This window comes from Prevotella denticola (genome assembly GCF_900454835.1).
Lineage (GTDB): Bacteria > Bacteroidota > Bacteroidia > Bacteroidales > Bacteroidaceae > Prevotella > Prevotella denticola.
Window position 1 is genome coordinate 973,585 of record NZ_UGTM01000002.1, and the last position, 19,851, is coordinate 993,435.

The 19,851-nt window shown below is 53.3% G+C and carries 23 protein-coding genes; 17 read left to right on the forward strand and 6 right to left on the reverse strand.

Annotation, left to right across the window (positions count from 1 at the left end):
* Positions 1 to 268 precede the first annotated feature (268 nt).
* From mobC to mobA, 3 genes are read right to left on the reverse strand one after another with little or no spacing between them, the layout of a single operon-like run.
* Entirely contained in the window at positions 269 to 2,281 is a 2,013-nt protein-coding gene (mobC, locus tag DYH27_RS12175; RefSeq protein ID WP_029216416.1) for a conjugal transfer protein MobC, read from the reverse strand.
* Positions 2,282 to 2,341: 60 nt separating this feature from the next.
* Positions 2,342 to 3,589 carry a conjugal transfer protein MobB gene (gene mobB / locus DYH27_RS12180; RefSeq protein ID WP_025067472.1) on the reverse strand — a complete coding sequence of 416 codons (1,248 nt, stop codon included), beginning with the start codon at positions 3,587 to 3,589 and terminating at the stop codon, positions 2,342 to 2,344.
* On the reverse strand, positions 3,574 to 4,017 hold the full coding sequence (gene mobA, locus DYH27_RS12185) for a conjugal transfer protein MobA (protein ID WP_025067473.1): 444 nt from the start codon (positions 4,015 to 4,017) through the stop codon (positions 3,574 to 3,576). The genes mobB and mobA overlap by 16 nt, the downstream gene beginning before the upstream one ends.
* A gap of 649 nt (positions 4,018 to 4,666) precedes the next feature.
* Between mobA and DYH27_RS12195 the strand changes: the two genes are divergently transcribed.
* The 17 genes from DYH27_RS12195 (at position 4,667) to DYH27_RS12275 (ending at position 17,855) form a co-directional block, all read left to right on the forward strand.
* A complete protein-coding gene (locus DYH27_RS12195) occupies positions 4,667 to 5,440 on the forward strand; it encodes a ParA family protein (protein ID WP_029754964.1) in 774 nt (257 codons plus the stop codon).
* Positions 5,441 to 5,445: 5 nt separating this feature from the next.
* Complete coding sequence (locus DYH27_RS12200; protein ID WP_025067475.1) at positions 5,446 to 5,898, forward strand: DUF3408 domain-containing protein; 453 nt, start codon at positions 5,446 to 5,448, stop codon at positions 5,896 to 5,898.
* Positions 5,899 to 5,910: 12 nt separating this feature from the next.
* A complete protein-coding gene (locus DYH27_RS12205) occupies positions 5,911 to 6,168 on the forward strand; it encodes a DUF3408 domain-containing protein (protein ID WP_004351993.1) in 258 nt (85 codons plus the stop codon).
* Entirely contained in the window at positions 6,165 to 6,854 is a 690-nt protein-coding gene (locus DYH27_RS12210; protein ID WP_025067476.1) for a hypothetical protein, read from the forward strand. Before DYH27_RS12205 ends, DYH27_RS12210 begins: the two co-directional genes overlap by 4 nt.
* Positions 6,855 to 7,012: 158 nt before the next feature.
* Positions 7,013 to 7,315 carry a DUF4134 domain-containing protein gene (locus DYH27_RS12215; protein WP_025067477.1) on the forward strand — a complete coding sequence of 101 codons (303 nt, stop codon included), beginning with the start codon at positions 7,013 to 7,015 and terminating at the stop codon, positions 7,313 to 7,315.
* A gap of 21 nt (positions 7,316 to 7,336) precedes the next feature.
* Positions 7,337 to 7,687, forward strand: a complete 351-nt coding sequence (locus DYH27_RS12220) for a DUF4133 domain-containing protein (protein WP_004351903.1) — start codon at positions 7,337 to 7,339, stop codon at positions 7,685 to 7,687.
* Entirely contained in the window at positions 7,671 to 10,181 is a 2,511-nt protein-coding gene (locus DYH27_RS12225; RefSeq protein WP_029216415.1) for a TraG family conjugative transposon ATPase, read from the forward strand. Before DYH27_RS12220 ends, DYH27_RS12225 begins: the two co-directional genes overlap by 17 nt.
* Before the next feature lie 336 nt (positions 10,182 to 10,517).
* Positions 10,518 to 11,147: a DUF4141 domain-containing protein gene (locus DYH27_RS12230; protein WP_019969161.1), complete on the forward strand. Its 630-nt coding sequence runs from the start codon at positions 10,518 to 10,520 to the stop codon at positions 11,145 to 11,147.
* A 3-nt stretch (positions 11,148 to 11,150) separates the two neighbouring features.
* Positions 11,151 to 12,179 (forward strand): conjugative transposon protein TraJ, encoded by a 1,029-nt coding sequence (gene traJ / locus DYH27_RS12235; RefSeq protein WP_004351926.1) that lies wholly within the window; start codon positions 11,151 to 11,153, stop codon positions 12,177 to 12,179.
* 28 nt (positions 12,180 to 12,207) lie between these two features.
* Positions 12,208 to 12,831 carry a conjugative transposon protein TraK gene (traK, locus tag DYH27_RS12240; protein WP_009161585.1) on the forward strand — a complete coding sequence of 208 codons (624 nt, stop codon included), beginning with the start codon at positions 12,208 to 12,210 and terminating at the stop codon, positions 12,829 to 12,831.
* Entirely contained in the window at positions 12,828 to 13,088 is a 261-nt protein-coding gene (locus DYH27_RS12245; protein WP_025067478.1) for a TraL conjugative transposon family protein, read from the forward strand. Before traK ends, DYH27_RS12245 begins: the two co-directional genes overlap by 4 nt.
* Positions 13,088 to 14,413: a conjugative transposon protein TraM gene (gene traM / locus DYH27_RS12250; protein WP_025067479.1), complete on the forward strand. Its 1,326-nt coding sequence runs from the start codon at positions 13,088 to 13,090 to the stop codon at positions 14,411 to 14,413. Before DYH27_RS12245 ends, traM begins: the two co-directional genes overlap by 1 nt.
* 39 nt (positions 14,414 to 14,452) lie before the next feature.
* Positions 14,453 to 15,400 (forward strand): conjugative transposon protein TraN, encoded by a 948-nt coding sequence (traN, locus tag DYH27_RS12255; RefSeq protein ID WP_025067480.1) that lies wholly within the window; start codon positions 14,453 to 14,455, stop codon positions 15,398 to 15,400.
* Positions 15,401 to 15,402: 2 nt separating this feature from the next.
* A complete protein-coding gene (locus DYH27_RS12260; RefSeq protein ID WP_025067481.1) occupies positions 15,403 to 15,987 on the forward strand; it encodes a conjugal transfer protein TraO in 585 nt (194 codons plus the stop codon).
* Between the two features lie 2 nt (positions 15,988 to 15,989).
* Positions 15,990 to 16,844: a toprim domain-containing protein gene (locus tag DYH27_RS12265; RefSeq protein WP_025067482.1), complete on the forward strand. Its 855-nt coding sequence runs from the start codon at positions 15,990 to 15,992 to the stop codon at positions 16,842 to 16,844.
* Positions 16,845 to 16,864: 20 nt separating this feature from the next.
* Positions 16,865 to 17,359, forward strand: a complete 495-nt coding sequence (locus tag DYH27_RS12270) for a DUF3872 domain-containing protein (protein ID WP_025067483.1) — start codon at positions 16,865 to 16,867, stop codon at positions 17,357 to 17,359.
* A complete protein-coding gene (locus DYH27_RS12275; protein ID WP_244595184.1) occupies positions 17,331 to 17,855 on the forward strand; it encodes a glycoside hydrolase family protein in 525 nt (174 codons plus the stop codon). Before DYH27_RS12270 ends, DYH27_RS12275 begins: the two co-directional genes overlap by 29 nt.
* 197 nt (positions 17,856 to 18,052) lie before the next feature.
* On the opposite strand, the gene DYH27_RS12280 is transcribed toward DYH27_RS12275, so the two are convergent.
* Genes DYH27_RS12280 through DYH27_RS12290 form a run of 3 tightly spaced genes read right to left on the reverse strand, consistent with a single transcriptional unit; the run spans position 18,053 to position 19,843 of the window.
* On the reverse strand, positions 18,053 to 18,277 hold the full coding sequence (locus DYH27_RS12280) for a hypothetical protein (RefSeq protein WP_025067485.1): 225 nt from the start codon (positions 18,275 to 18,277) through the stop codon (positions 18,053 to 18,055).
* 4 nt (positions 18,278 to 18,281) lie between these two features.
* Positions 18,282 to 18,536: a hypothetical protein gene (locus DYH27_RS12285; RefSeq protein WP_025067486.1), complete on the reverse strand. Its 255-nt coding sequence runs from the start codon at positions 18,534 to 18,536 to the stop codon at positions 18,282 to 18,284.
* Positions 18,537 to 18,568: 32 nt separating this feature from the next.
* Positions 18,569 to 19,843, reverse strand: coding sequence for a PcfJ domain-containing protein (locus tag DYH27_RS12290; RefSeq protein ID WP_029216414.1), 1,275 nt, complete (start codon positions 19,841 to 19,843; stop codon positions 18,569 to 18,571).
* Positions 19,844 to 19,851: the final 8 nt, after the last annotated feature.

Sequence of the window (19,851 nt, forward strand, 5' to 3'; positions counted from 1 at the left end):
AGCCGAGAAAGAAAACAACGGCATAAACAATCAGAAAGATGACAGAAGTTAATATGGACGTGAACCGTTTCTCTTTCCGGCAATCTACGCATAAAGTATTTGCATTATGCCCGGCACATTCCGCGCACAATCCTTTCTGACATTTGGAGCACTGCGTAACGGCAGGTCGATCAGGGTGATAGGAACAATTCATAGCACAATATCATTTGGTTCATTGCAAGTACAAATATAATGAATTTATGGGACTTTTGCAAATCAAACCGTTATTTTATTGGCTTTTAGGTAAAAGATAAGACAAAGACTCGTCATTCTTAATCCGTTCCAGCTCATCTTTTACGATCTGCTTGACCTCCGCCTTGATGCGGTTATAATTCTCCTGTATCTTTTCCCGCATACGGTCGTTGCCCTCAGCATCGGTGAAGTCGGTGATGATGGGAATAGGCTTATACCGTTTCGTCTCGGCAGCCACTTGGGCGTTGTCGATGACTATCTCGGCATGGAAAATCTTCTGTTCGATACGCTCGTCGAAATTATCCGACACCGAGCCGACGAACATTCCCTGTGTCAGTCCCGAAATCTTGCTCGGCGGTATGAGGGCATCCATCTGCGTATTGATGGACGTTGAAATGTCCTGTCGGTTGATGGAGATGGACTGCCGCTTCTGCAACACTTTTCCGAAACGTTCCGATAACGTCTTCGCCGTCTCTCCCACCACCTGTCCCGAAAAGATGTTTCCTACCGTGTTCATCACGACTTTCGCCTCCTTGTCGCCGTAGTCGCGCGTGAGCTGCGAAAAGTCCTGAAAACCCAGACACACCGCCACCTTGTTGCTACGCGCCGTAGCAATGAGGTTGTCGAGTCCCTTGAAGTAAATCGTGGGCAACTCGTCGATGATGACCGACGATTTGAGCATCCCTTTCTTGTTGATGAGTTTCACGATGCGCGAGTTATACAGCCCCAGTGCCGCCCCATAAATGTTCTGGCGGTCGGGATTGTTGCCCACGCAGAGTATCTTCGGCTCTTCGGGGTTATTGATGTCGAGCGTGAACTCATCGCCCGTCATCACCCAATACAGCTGCGGCGAAATCATCCTCGACAGCGGTATCTTCGCCGAGGCAATCTGCCCCGCCAGCTGCTCCATCGCTCCACCCTGCCACGCGTCCATGAAGGGAGAAAGGTAGTTCTCTAATTCGGGATACGACGTGAGAATGGGAAACACATCCTCGTACTTCCGGTTGAGCAGTTCGATGGCATGTGGAAACGTGCAGTATTTCCCGTCTTGATAAATGCGCAGATACCAGATGATGGCGGCAAAGAGGATAATCGGACTCTCCACGAAGAAGTCACCCTGCTTCTGCACCCACGTCTTGTTCAGGTTGAGCATAATCGTATAGGCACTCTCGTAGGCATCCGAAATGTCCGTCATGAAGTCTGGGTGGATGGGATTACAGCGGTGCGACCGTCGAGGGTCGTCGAAGTTGATGACATAGAACTTCGGTTTTATCTTGTACCCGCCCAAGTGGTTGATGAGGTGATTGTAGGCAATCATCGACAGGTCGGGAAACTTGAAGTCATAGACATACATCGAATACCCCTTTTCTATTTGCTGCTTGATGAACGAGTTGACCACGGCATAGGACTTTCCACTGCCCGGCGTGCCCAATACGATGGTGGCACGGAACGGATTCACCACATTAATCCACCCGTTGTTCCATTTCTTCTTGTAGTAAAAGCGTGTGGGCAGATTGACGGAATATTCATTTTCCATATACCGCGTCTCCTGCATAAAACTCTCGTTTTCGTTGTTGAACACATCGTCCATCAGGTTGTGTTTCAACAGTCGGCTCATCCATAGCCCTGCCATCAACAGGCAGGCATACCCCGCTGAAATCATAACGACATAAAGCCCCACATCGATAGTAAAAGGCAACGGCAGACGGAGCTGCCAACCGTTGAGAAAGAACAGCACACCGCCCACTCCGAGTGCGACATATATCTTCCTCCATGTTATCTTCTCACCCTTCACACCTTTCGTTCCCAGACACGAAAGTCCCAAGAGCACCACGGCAAAGAGTTTTGTATAAAGCATAGAGGAGAAGAGTCCCGCCGTTCGCTGGAAGTTCATCAGGATGCGGTCTACCACGCCGATGTCGAGCCCCCACGTGCGGATGGCTCCGTAACCATACCAATACACGTTAATGACCACCAAGATAATACTCACGGCACGCAGAAAATCCATGATTTTCGCCAATGCCCTTAAATCGTCTTCCTGTTGCATAATCTATTTTCTTTGTTAATTGTTTTTTATTGTGTCGTTGTTTACATCGTTTGTTCAGTCTCCCTATATTGTCCGCCCTTTGCCCTTTCGTTTCTTGCGCCGTTTCATCTTTCGGATAAAATCTTCCTCTTCGACGTTTATAGCCTGACCGGAGGGATTAAGGAGCCCGAGGCCAAAGGAAGGATTTTCGTTGTCGTCTTGGACAACAGAGTGTTCCTGCACAGTCTCTTCGGAATGAAGAACAAACGGCATCGGCTTTTCATCTGCGTATGACAAAGTAAAGTGCTCTTGCAGGGCATTGGCGGAGAGTTCCTTGCACATGCGCGAGCCGTTGAGCACGCAGCCCGTTCGGTGGTCGATGAAGGTGGCTCCGTAGATGCGACCCTCGTCGGTAAGACGCAGCACCGTGTCGATACCCTTGCCTTTGAGCAGATTTACGAACTTGTCCCTATGGTAGGTCTCTCCGAGTGCTTGAAGCACTGCCCGTTTGGTGGGCTCGGTAAATTTCTTTTCGGCTATCTGCTTCTTCGACAAAGAAAAACGTTTCTCAATGGCGGCATAGCCTGCGGACTTGCCGAAGAGCGACGCCTTGAAAGGATTGCCCACCTTGTTGCCTTTATCGTCCGTTGCCGAGTAGACCAGCCCGTGATACTCCCGTCTTCCTACCTTTCCTCGCGTCTCTTCCACATGGATATTGTAGAGCGAAAGCAGGGCGCGGTATTCACCCATCGTCTGAAAGCGGTAACGGGCGGTGAGAGAAAGAAGCACGCTTGCGATTTGCTTTTTTACATCGCCTTTATCGATGTTTATCTTATGGGCAGCTTCACGTAATTCGCCTCGTTTGCGTTCGGCGGGATGCAAAGAAAATTCCTTTTCGAGTTCCTTGCGTATGCGTTCGCTCCTGCGGAAAAGAAAGTCCCTGTCGATGCGTTTACCCTTTTCGTCGACATTGACCGATACGATGTGCACATGGTGGCGGTCGATGTCCTCGTGCTTGACTATCACATAGGGCTGGTTGCCGTAGCCAAGCCTCTCCATATACGCCTGTGCGATGTTTGCCATCTCCATATCCGTGAGTCGGTCGTCGGGATGCGGATTGAGCGAGACGTGAATCACCGTGTTGCGTGTCCTGACGTTTTCGGGCATGCAGTTACAAAAGTCACGCAGCAGCCGGGCGCAGTCCATCTGTCCGTCCCCGCCATCGAACACTCTGTTGGTGGCAAGGAGTTTTCCCTCGTCCGCATTCACCTTCTGAGCGTTGTAAGCAAGTGCGCCGTAGAGCGAACTGCCGATGCTTATCTTTGCGACCATTGCTGCTCGAAGGTTTGGGTGAGACGAATGATTTGCTGTGTGATGAGCACCAATTCCTGCGTGCATTTCTCCAATTTATAAAGCAGTGCCATCGCCTTTTTCTCGGAAAAGTGTACGCGCAGTTCCTTGACAACTTGGTTGTAGTTGTTGCCCACGGCGCGGTATTGCGCATGAAAAGACGAGAGCTTGGTGTAATAATCGAGCAGCGTCTTGTCCGTTTTTATCACGCGAAAAGACTGCGAGAAGACACGGGCCTTGATGAAAACCGCACGGGCATAGACACCCGATTGGTCGTACATGGAGAGAAATTTAAGCCATTCCTCGTCATCGAAACGCACCATGACGCAATGCGTCTTCCTTGTCTCCTTGGGGTGCTTGCCCCATTTGGGGGTGTCACCTGCACCCCTGTTTTCATTTTCTTTTTTCATATTTCTGTGGATTAAGTGGTTTTGCGACTCGGCCGCCGTGCCGGTTGTTCCCCTATATGGGCAGAACTGCCCTTCAAAGGATTTACGACTTCGGAGAAAATCCTCCCTCTCCCTATGTAGAGAGGGCACCTTTCGGGAGTTACCCGAAAGCCTTTGAGTAACTCAAAGGACATCTTGCTGTGTCTTTGAGGACACAAACATCCGCCTTCGGACGGATGAGGGAGTTACCTTCAGAAGCCGTCAGGGAGAACACCGACCGACAGAGCTCGTCGCTCGGGTGCAAAATTAGGCAGAATATCCACCCGAAAACCGATAGGAACGACGCCAAAAGCTGCCACAATGACGCCACAAGCTGCCACGTGGCTGAAAAACGATACAAGTACCGACATTTTGTTGTTTATTTGCACCGACAAACCAAAAGACGTCAGTCAATCTGCCGGTTGGTTGAGAGAGACTCATGCCCCAATGGCCATTGGTTGGTTGCAACCGACACTTGGTTGTCCGTTTCTCCGGCAGTATCTCTGCAAGGAGAATAGGCGGTCACAACCGACGGACGGCGAGAATATGGTTGGAACATCAAGCGGAAGAACCCGACAAACCGACAAACAAATGTATCAATATATGTATCATCCATAAAACCAAGAAGACAATGGACAAACAAAAAGACAAACCACTGTATGTTGCTTTCTCCACCCAGAAAGGCGGAGCAGGCAAGACCACGCTCACGGTGCTCATGGCGAGCTACCTGCATTACGTAAAGGGATATGACGTCGCCGTCATCGACTGCGACTTCCCCCAGTACAGCATCCATGACATGCGCAAGCGCGACATGGACACCATCATGAAGGATGACTATTACAAGGTACAGGCGTATGACCTGCTCAGACAGCTGGGCAAGAAATACTATCCCGTCGTCTGCAGCCGCGCCGAGGACGCCATCACCTCCGCAGAGAGCCTTTGTAGGGGAGGCAATATGCCGGACGTCATCTTCTTCGACCTGCCCGGTACCATCAACAATGCCGAAATCGTCAATACCGTATCTCGGATGGACTATATCTTCACGCCCATCATCGCCGACCGTGTGGTGATGGAAAGCTCTATCAAGTTCGCCACCGTCATCAACGAGCAGATGGTCGTCACGGGCAAATCCGCCATCAAGGGGATTTACCTGATATGGAACATGGTGGACGGGCGCGAAAAGACGGAGCTCTATGAAGCCTACGAAAAGGTGTGCGCGGAGTTCGCCCTGCCCATCCTTTCCACCCGACTTCCCGACAGCAAGCGGTTCCGCAAGGAGATGGCATCCGAGCGTAAGGCGGTGTTCCGCTCCACGACATTCCCCACGGACAAGAGCCTGCTGCGGGGAAGCAATGTGGACAGGCTCGCAGACGAAATACTTGACATTATAAACCTCAAAAGATAAAGACAATGGCAAAGAAGACAAGAGTGGAAGACATCGACAGCAATTTCATCATCAACTCGTTCCGTCGGGACGACATGAGCATCCCACCCGAAGCAAGGACGAACGGAGTGGAAAGTGAAAAGCAAGAAGAGTTGGAAGATGAGGCGCCTATGGGAAAAGAAGCAGGCAAGGAAGAAGAACAGAAGACGGAGGAAATGCCGGCACGCCGCAGACGATCGAAAGACAGGGAGCAGGAATACCTTGCCGCCTTTCACAAGGAAGTGGACATCCCTGCCCGTATCGGTAAGACTGTGTACATCCGCAAGGAGTACCACGAACGGATACAGCGTATCCTGCGCATCATCGCCAAGGACGAGGTGTCACTGTTCAGCTATATAGACAATGTGCTGACCTACCACTTCGAGCATTTCGGCGAAGAAATCAAAAAGTTATATGAAAACAACAGTTCAATATTCTAAAAACAAAAGACAATGGAAAAGAAAGACAACCTCTCCCTTTACAGGGAAACATTCTTGAAGAAGACGCATTACACAGCAAGAGACGGCAAACAGGTGTACATTCCGGTCGTCTATCATGAGAAGATGCTCAAAATCGTACAGCTTATATGCAGCAACAGGGTTAACATCTCGGATTTGCTGTGCAACATGCTCGAAGAACATTTCAGAACGCACGGAGAAGAACTCAAAGCCCTCTATGAGGAAGCCCTGCTTAAGAACATGGAGCTATGACGACCTTTCTCATCATTGCCCTACTGGCATACAATGCTTGGCTGGCCTATCACCTTTTGAGTCGGCCGTCTGCCTCCAAAGGGCAAACGGCTTCAGAGGAAGAAACCAAAAAGAAGCGCGAAGCGCAGGACGAGGCTGCCGATATCGTGGGTAAGAGTCGTTTCAAGATGGAAGCCTCCGTACCCGTTCAACAGGAAAGGACGACGCCACTCGCTGCCACTACGGCGCCACAAGCTGCCACGCAGGAAAAAACGGAGGCGGTAGACATCGAAGACACTATCTTTGCCGACGAAACGGATGAGAAGCCTTCCCTGCAAATTCCCGCCGACCGCCTTGACGAGACCTTCACCGACATCAGGATAAATGATGTTGCAGGCGAGAACGAAGACGCAGAGGACGGAGAGCCCGACATGCCCACGGCAAGGGGAACGAGCTTCGAGGACATCGACAGGGCGGTGAAGTCCGTGAGAAAGCCCGAAGCAGACGAAGCGGAAAAGCTCCACGCCGGCAAGACCTTCAAGGACATCGCCGAGACGGAACTCTTTCAAAAGCTCACCGAGAGCTTTGCCGGCATCTCCGACAGAGTCAACGAAGTCATCGACCTCTATACCGCCCGTGCCACAGAGGCAAAACCGCTCGTCCTGCCCACGCGCATCGAAGACTTCGATATCCGCGATTTTGTATAACCCGTTAACAAGAAATGACAATGAAGGAAAAAGACTACGGATAAGGCGCACCTGCTGCCACTATATCCACAAGAAAGTTAAGTAAGACAATTTCAATTCAACCCCGACGGGCGGTGTATGACCGTTTTTCATGCACGCCCGTCACCAAACAAAGCTTTATGAACAACAAGCAAAAACCATTTCTCTCGGCAGTATTGCTTTTTACTGCCGCTTCCGCCCTTGCGCAGGGCAACGGTCTTTCGGGCATCAACCAAGCCACCAACATGGTGACCTCGTACTTCGATCCCGCCACGAAACTCATCTACGCCATCGGCGCCGTCGTGGGGCTTATCGGGGGTATGAAGGTGTATTCGAAGTTCTCGTCCGGCGACCCGGACACCTCGAAGACCGCCGCCTCTTGGTTCGGTGCCTGCATCTTCCTCATCGTGGCGGCCACTATCCTGCGTTCCTTCTTCCTCTAAACGACGAAAGGAATAGAAACGATGGCTGAGTTTTCAATCAACAAGGGGATTGGGGCGTCGGTCGAATTCAAGGGGCTGAAGGCGCAGTACCTTTTCATCTTCGCGGCGGGACTGCTCACGCTGTTCGTCCTGTTCGTCATCCTCTACATGACGGGCATCGACCAGTGGTTCTGCATCGGTTTCGGGGTCGTCTCCGCCTCTGCCTTGGTGTGGGGTACGTTCGCCCTGAACCGCAAGTACGGCGCGCACGGGCTCATGAAGCTCGGTGCCGCCCGCAACCGTCCGCGCTACCTGCTCCACCGCAAATCCCTTCCCCGTATCATCAGACACAAGAAACTTAAAAAGAAAGACGAAAATGAGGAACATTCTTAAAGCCACCACAGTGGAGAATAAACTGCCGCTACTTGCCGTGGAGAGCGGGTGCATCATCTCCAAAGATGCCGACCTGACGGTCTGCTTCGCGGTGACGCTGCCCGAACTCTACACCGTCACGGCGCAGGAGTACGAGGCGATACACGCCGCGTGGTGCAAGGCCGTCAAGGTGCTGCCCGACTTCTGCATCGTGCACAAGCAGGACTGGTTCATTAGGGAAAGCTACCGCCCCGATTTGCAAAAGGAGGACATGAGCTTCCTTTCCCGCAGCTTCGAGCGGCACTTCAACGAACGTCCGTACCTCAAGCACAGCTGCTACCTCTACCTCACCAAGACGACCAAGGAGCGCAACCGCCGCGAGAGCAACTTCTCCACGCTCTGCCGCGGACACATCGTGCCCAAGGAGATAGACAAGGAGACGGCAGGCAAGTTCTTGGAGGCTACGGAGCAGTTCGAGCGCATCATGAACGACTCGGGCTTCATCACGCTGAAGAGACTCTCCGACGAGGAGCTGGTCGGCACCGACGACACGGCGGGCATCATCGAGCGGTATCTCTCCCTGCTACCCGAGGGCGACACCTGCCTGCAGGACATCGACCTCTCGCCGCGCGAGATGCGGGTGGGCGACAACCGCCTGTGCCTCTTCACCCTCTCCGAGCCAGGCGACCTGCCCGCCAAGGTGGGCACCGACATCCGCTACGAACGGCTCTCCACCGACCGCTCCGACTGCCGCCTGTCGTTCGCCGCACCCGTGGGACTGCTGCTGCCCTGCAACCACATCTACAACCAGTACCTCTTCCTCGACAACAGCGAGGAGAACTTGCAGAAGTTCGAAAAATCCACCAAGAACATGCAGTCGCTCTCGCGCTACAGCCGCAGCAACGCTATCAATCAGGACTGGATAGAGGAGTATCTCAACGAGGCACGCTCCTTCGGGCTGACCTCCGTCAGGGCGCACTTCAACGTCATGGCATGGAGCGACGACGAGGAGGAGCTCAGGCACATCAAGAACGACACGGGCAGCCAGCTGGCGAGCATGGAGTGCATGCCGCGCCACAACACCGTGGACTGCCCGACGCTCTTCTGGGCGGCCATGCCCGGCAACGGCGCCGACTTCCCCGCCGAGGAGAGTTTTTACACGTTCACCGAGCAGGCGGTGTGCCTCTTCACCGAGGAGACCAACTACCGCAGCTCGCCCTCGCCCTTCGGCATCAAGATGGTCGACCGCCTCACGGGCAAGCCCCTGCATCTGGACATCTCCGACCTGCCCATGAAGCGTGGCGTCATCACCAACCGCAACAAGTTCGTGCTCGGTCCCTCGGGCAGCGGCAAGTCGTTCTTCATGAACCACCTCGTGCGCCAGTACTACGAGCAGGGCACGCACGTGGTGCTCGTGGACACGGGCAACTCCTATCAGGGGCTCTGCGAGATGATACGGCGCAAGACAGGCGGGGCGGACGGCGTCTACTTCACCTACACGGAAGAGAAGCCCATCTCGTTCAACCCCTTCTACACCGACGACTACGTCTTCGACGTGGAGAAGAAGGACAGCATCAAGACGCTGCTGCTCACGCTGTGGAAGAGCGAGAGTCAGGAAGTCTCCAAGACCGAGTCCGCCGAACTGGGCAGCGCCGTGTCCGCCTATGTGGAGCTGATTCGCACCGACAGGAGCGTCACGCCCTGTTTCAACACCTTTTACGAGTATATGAAAGGTACCTACCGGCAGGAGCTGGAGGCACGCGACATCAAGGTGGAGAAGTCCGACTTCAACATCGACAACTTCCTCACCACGCTCCGGCAGTACTACCGCGGCGGACGTTACGACTTCCTATTGAACTCGGCGGAGAATATCGACCTGCTTTCCAAGCGTTTCATCGTCTTCGAAATCGACAGCATCAAGGAGAACCGCGAACTCTTCCCCGTGGTGACCATCATCATCATGGAGGCGTTCATAGGCAAGATGCGGCGGCTCAAGGGCGTGCGCAAGCAGCTCATCGTGGAAGAGGCGTGGAAGGCGCTCTCCTCGGCAAACATGGCCGAATACCTGCGCTACATGTACAAGACGGTGAGAAAATACTTCGGCGAGGCCATCGTGGTGACGCAGGAGGTGGACGACATCATCTCCTCGCCCGTGGTCAAGGAGAGCATCATCAACAACTCCGACTGCAAGATACTGCTCGACCAGCGCAAGTACATGAACAAGTTCGACCAGATACAGGCGCTCTTGGGGCTCACTGACAAGGAACGCGGGCAGATACTCTCCATCAACATGGCCAACCACCCGGGGCGGCTCTACAAGGAGGTGTGGATCGGGCTGGGCGGCGTGCAGAGTGCCGTCTACGCCACGGAGGTAAGTCCCGAGGAATACCTCGCCTACACCACCGAGGAGACCGAGAAAGTGGAAGTGCGCGCACTGGCGGAGCAGTACGGCGGCGACATCGAGAAAGCCATCCGGGAGCTGGCCGGGCGAAGACGGGCGGCACGGAGCGGTTAATCCCGTCGGATATATCATTGGATGTATCGGTTTAGTCAAACGTGGATAAATAATTGGACAAACGTGTCCAAACACTTGGACTAACTTGTCCAGCTTATTGGACAAACGTGTCCAATCAATTAGACAGGCGTGTCCAAACGGTTGGACTAATGTGTCCAATGAATTATACAAACGTGTATAATGAGCTGTACAAGTCTGTATAAGTAATTATACAAGCCTGTATAACCGGTTATACAAACGTGTATAAGCTGCCTTGTTCACGTATGCGAGGCTGACACATCCTTATCTTAGTCAAGAGACAGCATATTTAGTATTCACATCAACATCAACAAAGAAATGAAAACAAGAGTATTTACCATCATCGCCCTTTGCCTGCTCTTTGCGGGCAGGGCAAGCGCGCAGTGGGCGGTCATCGACCCCTCCAACATCGCACAGAGCATCATCAACGCCGGGAAGAACATCGCACAGACCACGACCACGGCGCAGAACATGGTCAAGAACTTTCGGGAGACCGTGAAGATTTACGAGCAGGGCAAGAAATACTACGACGCCCTCAAATCAGTGAATGGTCTCATCAAGGACGCCCAGAAGGTGCGCAAGACCATTCTGATGGTGGGCGAGATTACCGACGTCTACGTGAACAGCTATCGCCGGATGCTGCACGACAGCAATTTTTCACCCGCAGAACTCAGTGCCATCGCCTTCGGCTATACCAAGCTCCTCGAAGAGAGCAACGACGTGCTCAAGGAACTCAAGCAGGTGGTGAACATCACCACGCTCTCGATGACCGACAAGGACAGAATGGACGTGGTAGACCGCTGTTACATGCGGATGAAGAACTATCGCAACCTCGTGAATTACTACACCAATAAGAACATCTCCGTGAGCTATCTGCGCGCCAAGAAGAGGAACGACCTCGACCGCGTGATGGCGCTCTACGGCAATGCGAACCAAAGATACTGGTAGGCCATGAACTTCGACAACCTTCACGAAATCCTCCGTTCGCTCTACGAGGAGATGATGCCGCTGTGTGCCGACATGGCGGGCGTGGCGAAGGGCATCGCCGGTCTGGGTGCGCTCTTCTACGTGGCTTACCGCGTGTGGCAGTCGCTCGCCCGTGCCGAGCCCATCGACGTCTTCCCGATGCTCCGCCCGTTCGTCATCGGGCTGTGCATCATGTTCTTCCCCACGGTGGTGCTCGGCACGCTTAACGGCGTGATGAGTCCCATCGTCAAGGGTACCAACGGGATGTTGCAGGAGCAGACCTTCGACATGAAGAAGTACCGCGAGCAGAAAGACAAGTTGGAATACGAGGCGATGGCGCGCAACCCCGAAACCGCCTACTTGGTGAGCGACGAGGCGTTCGACAAGCAGATCGAGGAGCTGGGGTTCTCGCCTGCCGACTTGGCGACGATGACGGGGATGTACCTCGAACGGGGTGCTTACAACCTCGAAAAGAAGGTGCGCGACTTCTTCCGCAGCATCATGGAGCTGCTCTTCGAGGCCGCCGCGCTCATCATCGACACCCTGCGCACGTTCTTCCTCGTCGTGCTGGCGATACTCGGTCCGATTGCCTTTGCCATCTCCGTGTGGGACGGCTTTCAGTCCACGCTCACGCAGTGGGTCTGCCGCTATGTGCAGGTGTACCTCTGGCTGCCCGTGTCCGACCTGTTCAGCACCATCCTTGCGAGGATACAGATACTGATGCTGCAGAACGACATCACCGAGTTGCAGAACAACCCCGCCTTCTCCATCGACGCGAGCAACGGGGTGTACATCGTCTTCCTCGTCATCGGCATCGTGGGCTACTTCACCATCCCCACCGTCTCGGGCTGGATCATTCAGGCGGGCGGCATGGGCAGCTACAACCGCAGCATCAACAACATGGCGAGCCTTGCCGGCAAGCGTGCGGCAGGTGCAGCGGGAGCCGTGGCGGGCAACGCCGCCGGACGTGCGGGACACCTCATCAAGTCCGCTTACCAGCGCATGAAATCGTAAAACAGAAAAGAAAGAAACGAATAGAACAATGGAATTCAAATCTCTAAAGAACATCGAAAGCTCGTTCAGGCAGATACGCCTGTTCGGCATCATCTTCCTCTGCCTGTGCACGGCCATCGTGGGCTACACGCTGTGGAGCTCCTACCGGTTTGCCGAGCGGCAGCGCGAGAAGATTTACGTGTTGGACGGGGGCAAGAGCCTGATGCTCGCCCTCTCGCAGGACTTGTCGCAGAACCGCCCCGCCGAAGCGCGGGAGCATGTGCGGCGTTTCCACGAACTCTTCTTCACCCTCTCGCCGGACAAGAGCGCCATCGAACACAATGTCCGCCGCGCCCTGCTCTTGGCAGACAAGAGTGCCTACGACTGCTATGCCGACTTTGCTGAAAAGGGCTATTACAACCGCATCATCGCGGGCGGCATCAACCAGACGCTCCGGGTGGACAGCGTGGTGTGCAGCTTCGACGCCTATCCCTATCGCGCCGTGACCTATGCCACACAGCTCATCATCCGGCAGAGCAACGTCACCCGACGGAGTCTCAAGACGGAGTGCCGCCTCCTGAACGCTGCCCGTTCGGACGACAATCCCAACGGCTTTACTATCGAGGGTTTTAATATTCTCGAAAACAAGGACCTTCAAACCGTGAAGCGATGAAAAGGAAAAAGACCAGCAAAGTATTGTGGTGGGCATTGTGGAAAGCCTACGACTTCCGTAAACGCGCTTTACGGCGGTTGCGGGCTTACCACGACAGCCTGTCCGAGCGGACGCGGCGGCGCATCGTCCTGACGATGCTCGTCCTTTTCGCCCTGCTCTCGCTCTATACCGTCGGCAAATCAGTCTATGGTCTGCTGCATGGTGGCGGCGAGCACATGGAAATCAAACATATTCAAACGTTCAAACAAAAACGATAATGACACTGACAAGTAAAGAAAAACAGAAACGACCGCTCACCGAAGCCGAGCGGCAGCGGAGGATGAAACTGCTCGTCTATCCGCTCATGGTGCTGCTCTTCGCCGGCTCGATGTGGCTCATCTTCGCGCCCTCGTCCGCGGATAAGGCAAAGGAAGACGCAGGCAAGGGCTTCAACATAGAGATGCCTGCTGCTGACAGCACGGGCATCATCGCCGACAAGCGGAAAGCCTACGAGGCGGCAGAGATGGAGCAGCGGCAGCAACAGCGCAACCGAGACCTGCAAGACCTCGGCTCGCTCTTTTCCTCGGATAATACGAGCACAGCCCATACCGCCATCGATGATTTCGGCACGGGCGGGCAACCCGCCCCGCAGGACAATGCACAGGGCAGCACATCTTCCGTACGCTCTTCATTGGGTGCCTACCGCGACCTCAACACCACGCTGGGCGGCTTTTACGAGCGCGAACAACCGAGGCAGGACACGGAAAAGGAAGAACTCAAAGTCCGCCTGCACGAATTGGAAGAGCGTCTGAATACGCAAAGCAGCCGTTCCTCTGCGATGGACGAGCAGGAGGCGCTCTTGGAAAAGTCCTACCGGCTGGCGGCGAAGTACATGCCCGCTTCGGGCGGCTCTGCACCTTTCGGCAAGGCTGCCACGGGCGACACGCTGCAAGCGGCCGCCTCGGCAGGCGTACACAGGAAAGCCGTGATGACACCCGTCAAGCGGGTGGTGCGGCAGGTGGTATCTGCGCTCGGGCAGCCTATGACGGACGAAGCTTTTATTGCTGCCCACTCCCAAGCGCGTAACTACGGCTTTCAGACGGCAGTAGGTGTGCAGGCTGCGGCGGAGAAGAACACCATCGCCGCCACCGTCTACGGCAACCAGACCGTCAGCGACGGACAGGCGGTGCGCCTACGGCTCTCTGAACCGATGGCAGCGGGCGAACGTATCCTGCCGAAGAACACCCTTATAACGGGCGCGGCCAAGATACAGAGCGAACGGCTCACCATCGTCATCGAGACGCTCGAATACGGCGGTACGCTCATCCCCACCGCTCTCTCGGTCTATGATACCGACGGACAGGAGGGCATCTTTATTCCCAACTCGATGGAGCGCAGTGCCGCCAAGGAGATTGCCGCCAACATGGGCACCGCCGCAGGCAGCAGCGTGAACATCTCCACCGATGCGGGGGCACAGCTCGCCGCCGACGTGGGCAAGGGACTGCTGCAAGGCACGTCGCAGTACTTCGCCAAAAAGGTGCGCGCCGTCAAGGTGCATCTCAAGGCGGGCTACCGCGTGCTACTTTTTCAAAAGAAAGATTAATCGACAATGTTTTTATTACCAACTAAATCCAACAGTAAAATGAAGAAAATGTTATTTGTCCTCGCCCTCTTCATGGGCGTAACATGTGCGAATGCACAGCAACAGGGTATCAAACAGGTAAAACCGGTGGGCGTTGCCGCCGCTGCACCGTATGACGGGCTGACGCGGCAGCTGACCTTCGAGCGGATGATACCGCCCCACGGATTGGAAGTGACCTATGGAAAGACGGTGCACATCCTTTTTCCCGCAGAAGTGCGCTACGTAGACCTCGGCTCGCCCAACCTCATCGCCGGTAAGGCGGACGGAGCGGAGAATGTCATCCGCGTAAAATCCACCGTCAAGGGCTTTCAGGGGGAGACGAACATGAGCGTCATCACCGAAGATGGCTGCTTCTACACTTTTAATGTGCGCTATGCCGACGAGCCGCTGCTGCTCAATGTGGAGATGACGGACATCATTCACGACGGTGAAAGTGCGAACCGTCCGAACAATGCGCAGGAGGTGTACCTTAACGAACTGGGCAGCGAGAGCCCGATGCTCGTGCGGCTCATCATGAAGTCCATTTACAGGCAGGACAGGCGAACAGTCAAGCACATCGGCTGCAAGCGTTTCGGCGTGCAATACCTGCTCAAGGGCATCTATACGCACGGCGGACTGATTTACTTCCACACCGAAATCAGGAACCAAAGCCACATTCCTTTCGACGTGGATTACATGACGTGGAAAATCGTGGACAAGAAAGTGGCCAAGCGCACGGCCGTGCAGGAGCAGGTCGTGCTTCCGCTGCGGGCGCAGAACTACGTTACCTGCGTGCCGGGCGGCAAGAGTGAGCGCACGGTCTTTGCCATGTCGAAGTTCACCATCCCCGATGGTAAGCAGCTCGTTGTGGAGCTGTGCGAGAAGAACGGCGGCAGGCATCAATCGTTCACCATTGAGGACGAAGACCTTGTGTGTGCAAGGGAAATCAGCGAACTTGAAGTGAAGTAATGATGAGAAAGCTTGCATTTTTTCTCTTTGTCGTGTCGCTTGCACTTTTTCGGGGGCAGGCACACGCCCAACGCTGTCTGCCCGGAATGAAAGGCATACGCCTCACGGCTGGCATGGCAGACGGTTTTTATTCCAAGTCTGCAAGTAATAATGCGGGCTATTCGTTCGGGGCTTCGCTTGCCACCTACACCAAAGGCGGCCATCAATGGGTGTTCGGGGCGGAATATCTCCGCAGATACCATCCCTATCGCGAAAGCCGTATTCCTGTGGAGCAGTTCACGGGTGAGGGAGGTTTCTTCTGTGACGTGCTTTCGGACGTCAGCAAGACCTTCTTCCTGTCGGCGGGTGTTTCCGCCTTGGCGGGCTATGAGACGGTCAATGGCGGCAAGAAGTTGCTTTTCGACGGCTCTACGATATGTAATAAAGACGGTTTTGTTTACGGTGGTGCCGTTACCTTACAGGCGGAGACCTATCTGACGGACAGATTGGTGCTGCTGCTCTACGGCAGGGAACGCTGTCTGTGGGGAGGTGCTACGGGGCATTTTCATGCACAGTACGGTGTCGGACTGAAAATCATGATGGACTGACGATGGATGCACGACGAATGAGAGAAATCCCCATTGCGGACTTCCTGAACGCGATGGGGGTTCGTCCGGCAAAACAGCGAGGACAGGTCTTGTGGTATTCCGCTCCGTACCGCACGGAGCGGACGCCCTCCTTCAAGGTCGACACCACCAAGAATGTATGGTTCGACTTTGGAACGGGCAAGGGTGGCGACATCTTCGATTTGGCAGGAGCTTTCATCGGGAGTGAGGATTTTCTTTTGCGGGCGGCTTTTATCGCAAAGAGCGGTGCGTGTCCGCTTCCCGTTATGACGCAATCGACAAGGAATAAAGAAAGAGAGCCTGCCTTTGAGGATATTTGGGTGCGTTCCTTACAGGACAGCAAATTGCTGGGCTATCTGGAAGAACGGGGCATCGATGCTTATGTTGCCATCCCCAACTGCGAGGAGATAAGGTATCGTGTACATGGAAAACGGTACTATGCCATCGGCTTCCGCAACAGGAGCGGAGGACTGGAATTGCGCAATCGCTTCTTCAAGGGGTGCATACCGCCCAAGGATATTTCACTGAAACGTAGCGGTGCAGACGTGTGTGCCGTCTTCGAGGGTTTTATGGATTACCTCTCGGCTATGCAACTCGGCATCATCGCTTCGGATTGGCTTGTGCTTAATTCCGTTTCCAACGTGGAGAAAGCTTTGCAAATGCTTGGCGACTATCAGAGGATAGAATGCTATCTTGACAATGACGATGCAGGGCGACGGACTTTTGATAGGTTGAGGGTAAACTTCGGGGATAAGGTCGTTGACTGTTCCACTCTGTATGCCGGCCACAAGGATTTGAATGAGTACCTGCTCTCTTGGCGAGCAGGATTGAATATATAACGATAAAAAATAACGAACAAATGAGAAAGAAAATTTTTAATATGATTTGGGTAATGGGAGTGCTTGCCCTTGCAGGGTTTTGTCTATCTGCTTGTGATAACGAGTTGGATATTCAAACGGCATATCCGTTCAAGTTAGAAACGATGCCCATACCGGGCAGGATAACAAAAGGGCAGACCGTGGAGATACGCTGCATGCTCGTGCGGCAGGGGCGGTTTGCCGACACGCGCTACAGTATCAGGTATTTCCAATATGATGGTGTAGGCGTACTGCGCATGGATGACGGCACGGTATTCAAGCCCAACGACCGTTATCCGCTTAAACGCGAGGTGTTCCGTCTCTATTACACCTCTACCACCACCGATGCACAGAAACTCACGGTAACGGTGGAGAGCACCGACGGGCAGGCACAGGAGCTGGAACTTAGTTTCAACAACGACACGAAAAAGGACGAGAGTGGTGGGCAGGACACTTCGTCAAAAGAGAATGAGAGGCATTTTGGCGGCAGGCGTTAGGCGGATATTTTGCTTGTGTCTGCTTGTACTCACTGCTCTTTCCTTGCCTGCACAGCCACGACAACCGCTTTCACGCTTCGAACGTGCTGTGCGCTGCGTGAAATACTTCGAGGGCTGGCATGGGCGCGGTCGGTATCCGTATGTCGGTTACGGTCACCGCCTGCTGAAAGGGGAACGGTTTACGGCAAGTATGACCGAACGGCAGGCGGACTCGCTCCTGCGTGCCGACCTGCTCAGCCGATACGCCCTTTTCCGTCGTTTCGGCAAGGATGCTTTGCTCCTGACCGTACTCTCCTACAATGTAGGTACCGGCACGCTGCTCGGTGGTAGAAACCGCCCTAAAAGCCGACTGATACGGAAACTTGAACGGGGCGACAGAAACATCCTGCCCGAATACCTCTCTTTCTGCCGCTATAAAGGCAAGGTGCTGCCTGGTCTGCTCAAACGGCGGCGCGTGGAGTTCGCCTTGTTTTATATCCCATGCGTAAAATTCTAAATACTCCAATAAAACTCCCTCCAACAGTATAAAATACCGATAGAGGGAGTTTTTGTGTGCTATTTTTCTTCGTGTTGCTTTCTGCCATTCGCAGAATGAAGACTTATGGTTTCTTTGCTCCTTTCTTTTCCGCCTTTTTTCTGCTCACGAAAGAAAGGAGAGGGCGGCAGACATACCGCCGTTAAGTACGCTGTTGTTTACTCCTTTTGAATGGTTACTCGCGTGGTCTTTACTTCGGGGTGGGTAGAGAATGCCCAGTTTATCTTTTCATCGGGCAAGGTGCTGTGAATGCTTCCGCCCATCACCAACCCGCAATCTTGCAGGACTTTCTGCCGTGCATTTTCTTTACTATCGGCAAGAACTTCAAACACACCCTCGAAAATATATTGCGTTTGTACTCTGTAAATCCGTTTCTCCTTCATGTATTTAAAACTTTGCCATTAATAATCTGCGTTCCATTGGTTCGCCATTCGATAGCCTGCGATGGGTGAGCCAAAAATGATGTTTACCATATCCATAGACAAAGAACTTGTCGAGTTCCGTTTCTTCGGCAATCTTATGGATTGCATCTTTCAATTCTTCCTTGTTGGTAGACAAGGTTATCGCATTGATAACCCTAACGAAAATGTGGGGTACCTCATTTGCCCAGTTGCATACGATGCTCTCTATTTCTATTTTCATTGCTGTGATAATTTGGTGGTTTATATTTTTCTTTATGCTGTTGCCTTCATTCTTTGGCGGATTAACCTGCTATTGGCATTCACAAGATTTACTATCTGCTCGTGGTACTCCGTATTCTTGTTGCACACGCCACGACTTTGTACTACTTTTAAGGTTTGCAGTGATACTTCGATAGTCTCTATCCGCCTGTCCTCAATGGTCGCCGAAAGGATAAGGGAGTCTTCTCTGAGGTAGTATCTATTTGAAAACACGCAATGATGCATAGCTACCCCTTCTTCCAAATGCTCCTGCACACTCTCCAACACGTGGACTTGGATTGTGCCGTCCGTGAAATGGATACCGAAGAATTTGGATTTGAGTTCTCGGAAACGTTTTTCATCTTCGATTGCTTTTTGCCATTTTTTCTCGATTTCTTCTTTTTCTCTTTTCCTGCGTATTTGGGCTTCTATGCGGTCGTGCTCGGCCTTAAGGTCTTTGGCGCAAAGGTACTTCGGACTGTGAACGTCCTTGCCCAACCTGCGGAGCATATCCACATAATCGCACCATAAGGAAATGTCTTTTATCTCATACCCGTTACGAACGGCAATCTTATACGACTGCCAATAGGCTTCAAATGCCCTTGTGTTGTTGAGGAAATAGCGCAAATGGTCTATGCGTTCTGCCTTGATGAGGGTTTCCACACGGCTGTCGGTGAGTAGTGCTGGAATAAGGGCAATGGGTGCGATTTTGTGAAAATCATTCTTAAATCCATTCCTGCGGAGTGCTTCCGTTGCCTTGAACTTCGGATATATCGGAGAGTACGATATATGGCGGTAGGCTTCGTTGTCGTTTCGCACTGCCATTGGCGAATAGAAAGAGAACGTGTCCACGTAATGCCCCAATATGCGTTGAACGGCTATCACGACCTTTCGCCCTTGCCCGTTCCACCAATACTGACCGATTTCGATTGTCGCATATTTCGCCTTACAACCTTTCTCCATGCCCACTACTATCAGGAACATACGCAACACTTGGTATGCTCCGCAGGTAGTAAGGACTGTGAAGTATTGCTTTTGTTTCAACTTGCGCCCGTAGGTTTCTTCAACCTGCAACCTTGCCCCACAATGGGGGCAGGTGCAAGTTTCTCTATGTTTGTCCATTATCCAACTATGTCCGCAGTCCATACACGTAGTATGACCTTTGGGCAATCGGTAGGCGAAGTGGTCGATGCACTCATGGAATGCCCACTTGCTTTGCGTCTTGGTAATGGGGCGCAAATGCTTGCTTTCAGCAAGCACAGCCTTTTCAAATCTGTTTCTCGGTTTCATACTCTTTC

What these genes read in the sequence shown, in the direction of transcription:
- mobB (WP_025067472.1), bottom strand. Translation starts at nt 3,589, where the DNA reads ATGGTCGCAAAGATAAGCATCGGCAGTTCGCTCTACGGCGCACTTGCT.
- mobA (WP_025067473.1), bottom strand. Translation starts at nt 4,017, where the DNA reads ATGAAAAAAGAAAATGAAAACAGGGGTGCAGGTGACACCCCCAAATGG.
- DYH27_RS12195 (WP_029754964.1), top strand. Translation starts at nt 4,667, where the DNA reads ATGGACAAACAAAAAGACAAACCACTGTATGTTGCTTTCTCCACCCAG.
- DYH27_RS12200 (WP_025067475.1), top strand. Translation starts at nt 5,446, where the DNA reads ATGGCAAAGAAGACAAGAGTGGAAGACATCGACAGCAATTTCATCATC.
- DYH27_RS12205 (WP_004351993.1), top strand. Translation starts at nt 5,911, where the DNA reads ATGGAAAAGAAAGACAACCTCTCCCTTTACAGGGAAACATTCTTGAAG.
- DYH27_RS12210 (WP_025067476.1), top strand. Translation starts at nt 6,165, where the DNA reads ATGACGACCTTTCTCATCATTGCCCTACTGGCATACAATGCTTGGCTG.
- DYH27_RS12215 (WP_025067477.1), top strand. Translation starts at nt 7,013, where the DNA reads ATGAACAACAAGCAAAAACCATTTCTCTCGGCAGTATTGCTTTTTACT.
- DYH27_RS12220 (WP_004351903.1), top strand. Translation starts at nt 7,337, where the DNA reads ATGGCTGAGTTTTCAATCAACAAGGGGATTGGGGCGTCGGTCGAATTC.
- DYH27_RS12225 (WP_029216415.1), top strand. Translation starts at nt 7,671, where the DNA reads ATGAGGAACATTCTTAAAGCCACCACAGTGGAGAATAAACTGCCGCTA.
- DYH27_RS12230 (WP_019969161.1), top strand. Translation starts at nt 10,518, where the DNA reads ATGAAAACAAGAGTATTTACCATCATCGCCCTTTGCCTGCTCTTTGCG.
- traJ (WP_004351926.1), top strand. Translation starts at nt 11,151, where the DNA reads ATGAACTTCGACAACCTTCACGAAATCCTCCGTTCGCTCTACGAGGAG.
- traK (WP_009161585.1), top strand. Translation starts at nt 12,208, where the DNA reads ATGGAATTCAAATCTCTAAAGAACATCGAAAGCTCGTTCAGGCAGATA.
- DYH27_RS12245 (WP_025067478.1), top strand. Translation starts at nt 12,828, where the DNA reads ATGAAAAGGAAAAAGACCAGCAAAGTATTGTGGTGGGCATTGTGGAAA.
- traM (WP_025067479.1), top strand. Translation starts at nt 13,088, where the DNA reads ATGACACTGACAAGTAAAGAAAAACAGAAACGACCGCTCACCGAAGCC.
- traN (WP_025067480.1), top strand. Translation starts at nt 14,453, where the DNA reads ATGAAGAAAATGTTATTTGTCCTCGCCCTCTTCATGGGCGTAACATGT.
- DYH27_RS12260 (WP_025067481.1), top strand. Translation starts at nt 15,403, where the DNA reads ATGAGAAAGCTTGCATTTTTTCTCTTTGTCGTGTCGCTTGCACTTTTT.
- DYH27_RS12265 (WP_025067482.1), top strand. Translation starts at nt 15,990, where the DNA reads ATGGATGCACGACGAATGAGAGAAATCCCCATTGCGGACTTCCTGAAC.
- DYH27_RS12270 (WP_025067483.1), top strand. Translation starts at nt 16,865, where the DNA reads ATGAGAAAGAAAATTTTTAATATGATTTGGGTAATGGGAGTGCTTGCC.
- DYH27_RS12275 (WP_244595184.1), top strand. Translation starts at nt 17,331, where the DNA reads ATGAGAGGCATTTTGGCGGCAGGCGTTAGGCGGATATTTTGCTTGTGT.
- DYH27_RS12280 (WP_025067485.1), bottom strand. Translation starts at nt 18,277, where the DNA reads ATGAAGGAGAAACGGATTTACAGAGTACAAACGCAATATATTTTCGAG.
- DYH27_RS12285 (WP_025067486.1), bottom strand. Translation starts at nt 18,536, where the DNA reads ATGAAAATAGAAATAGAGAGCATCGTATGCAACTGGGCAAATGAGGTA.
- DYH27_RS12290 (WP_029216414.1), bottom strand. Translation starts at nt 19,843, where the DNA reads ATGAAACCGAGAAACAGATTTGAAAAGGCTGTGCTTGCTGAAAGCAAG.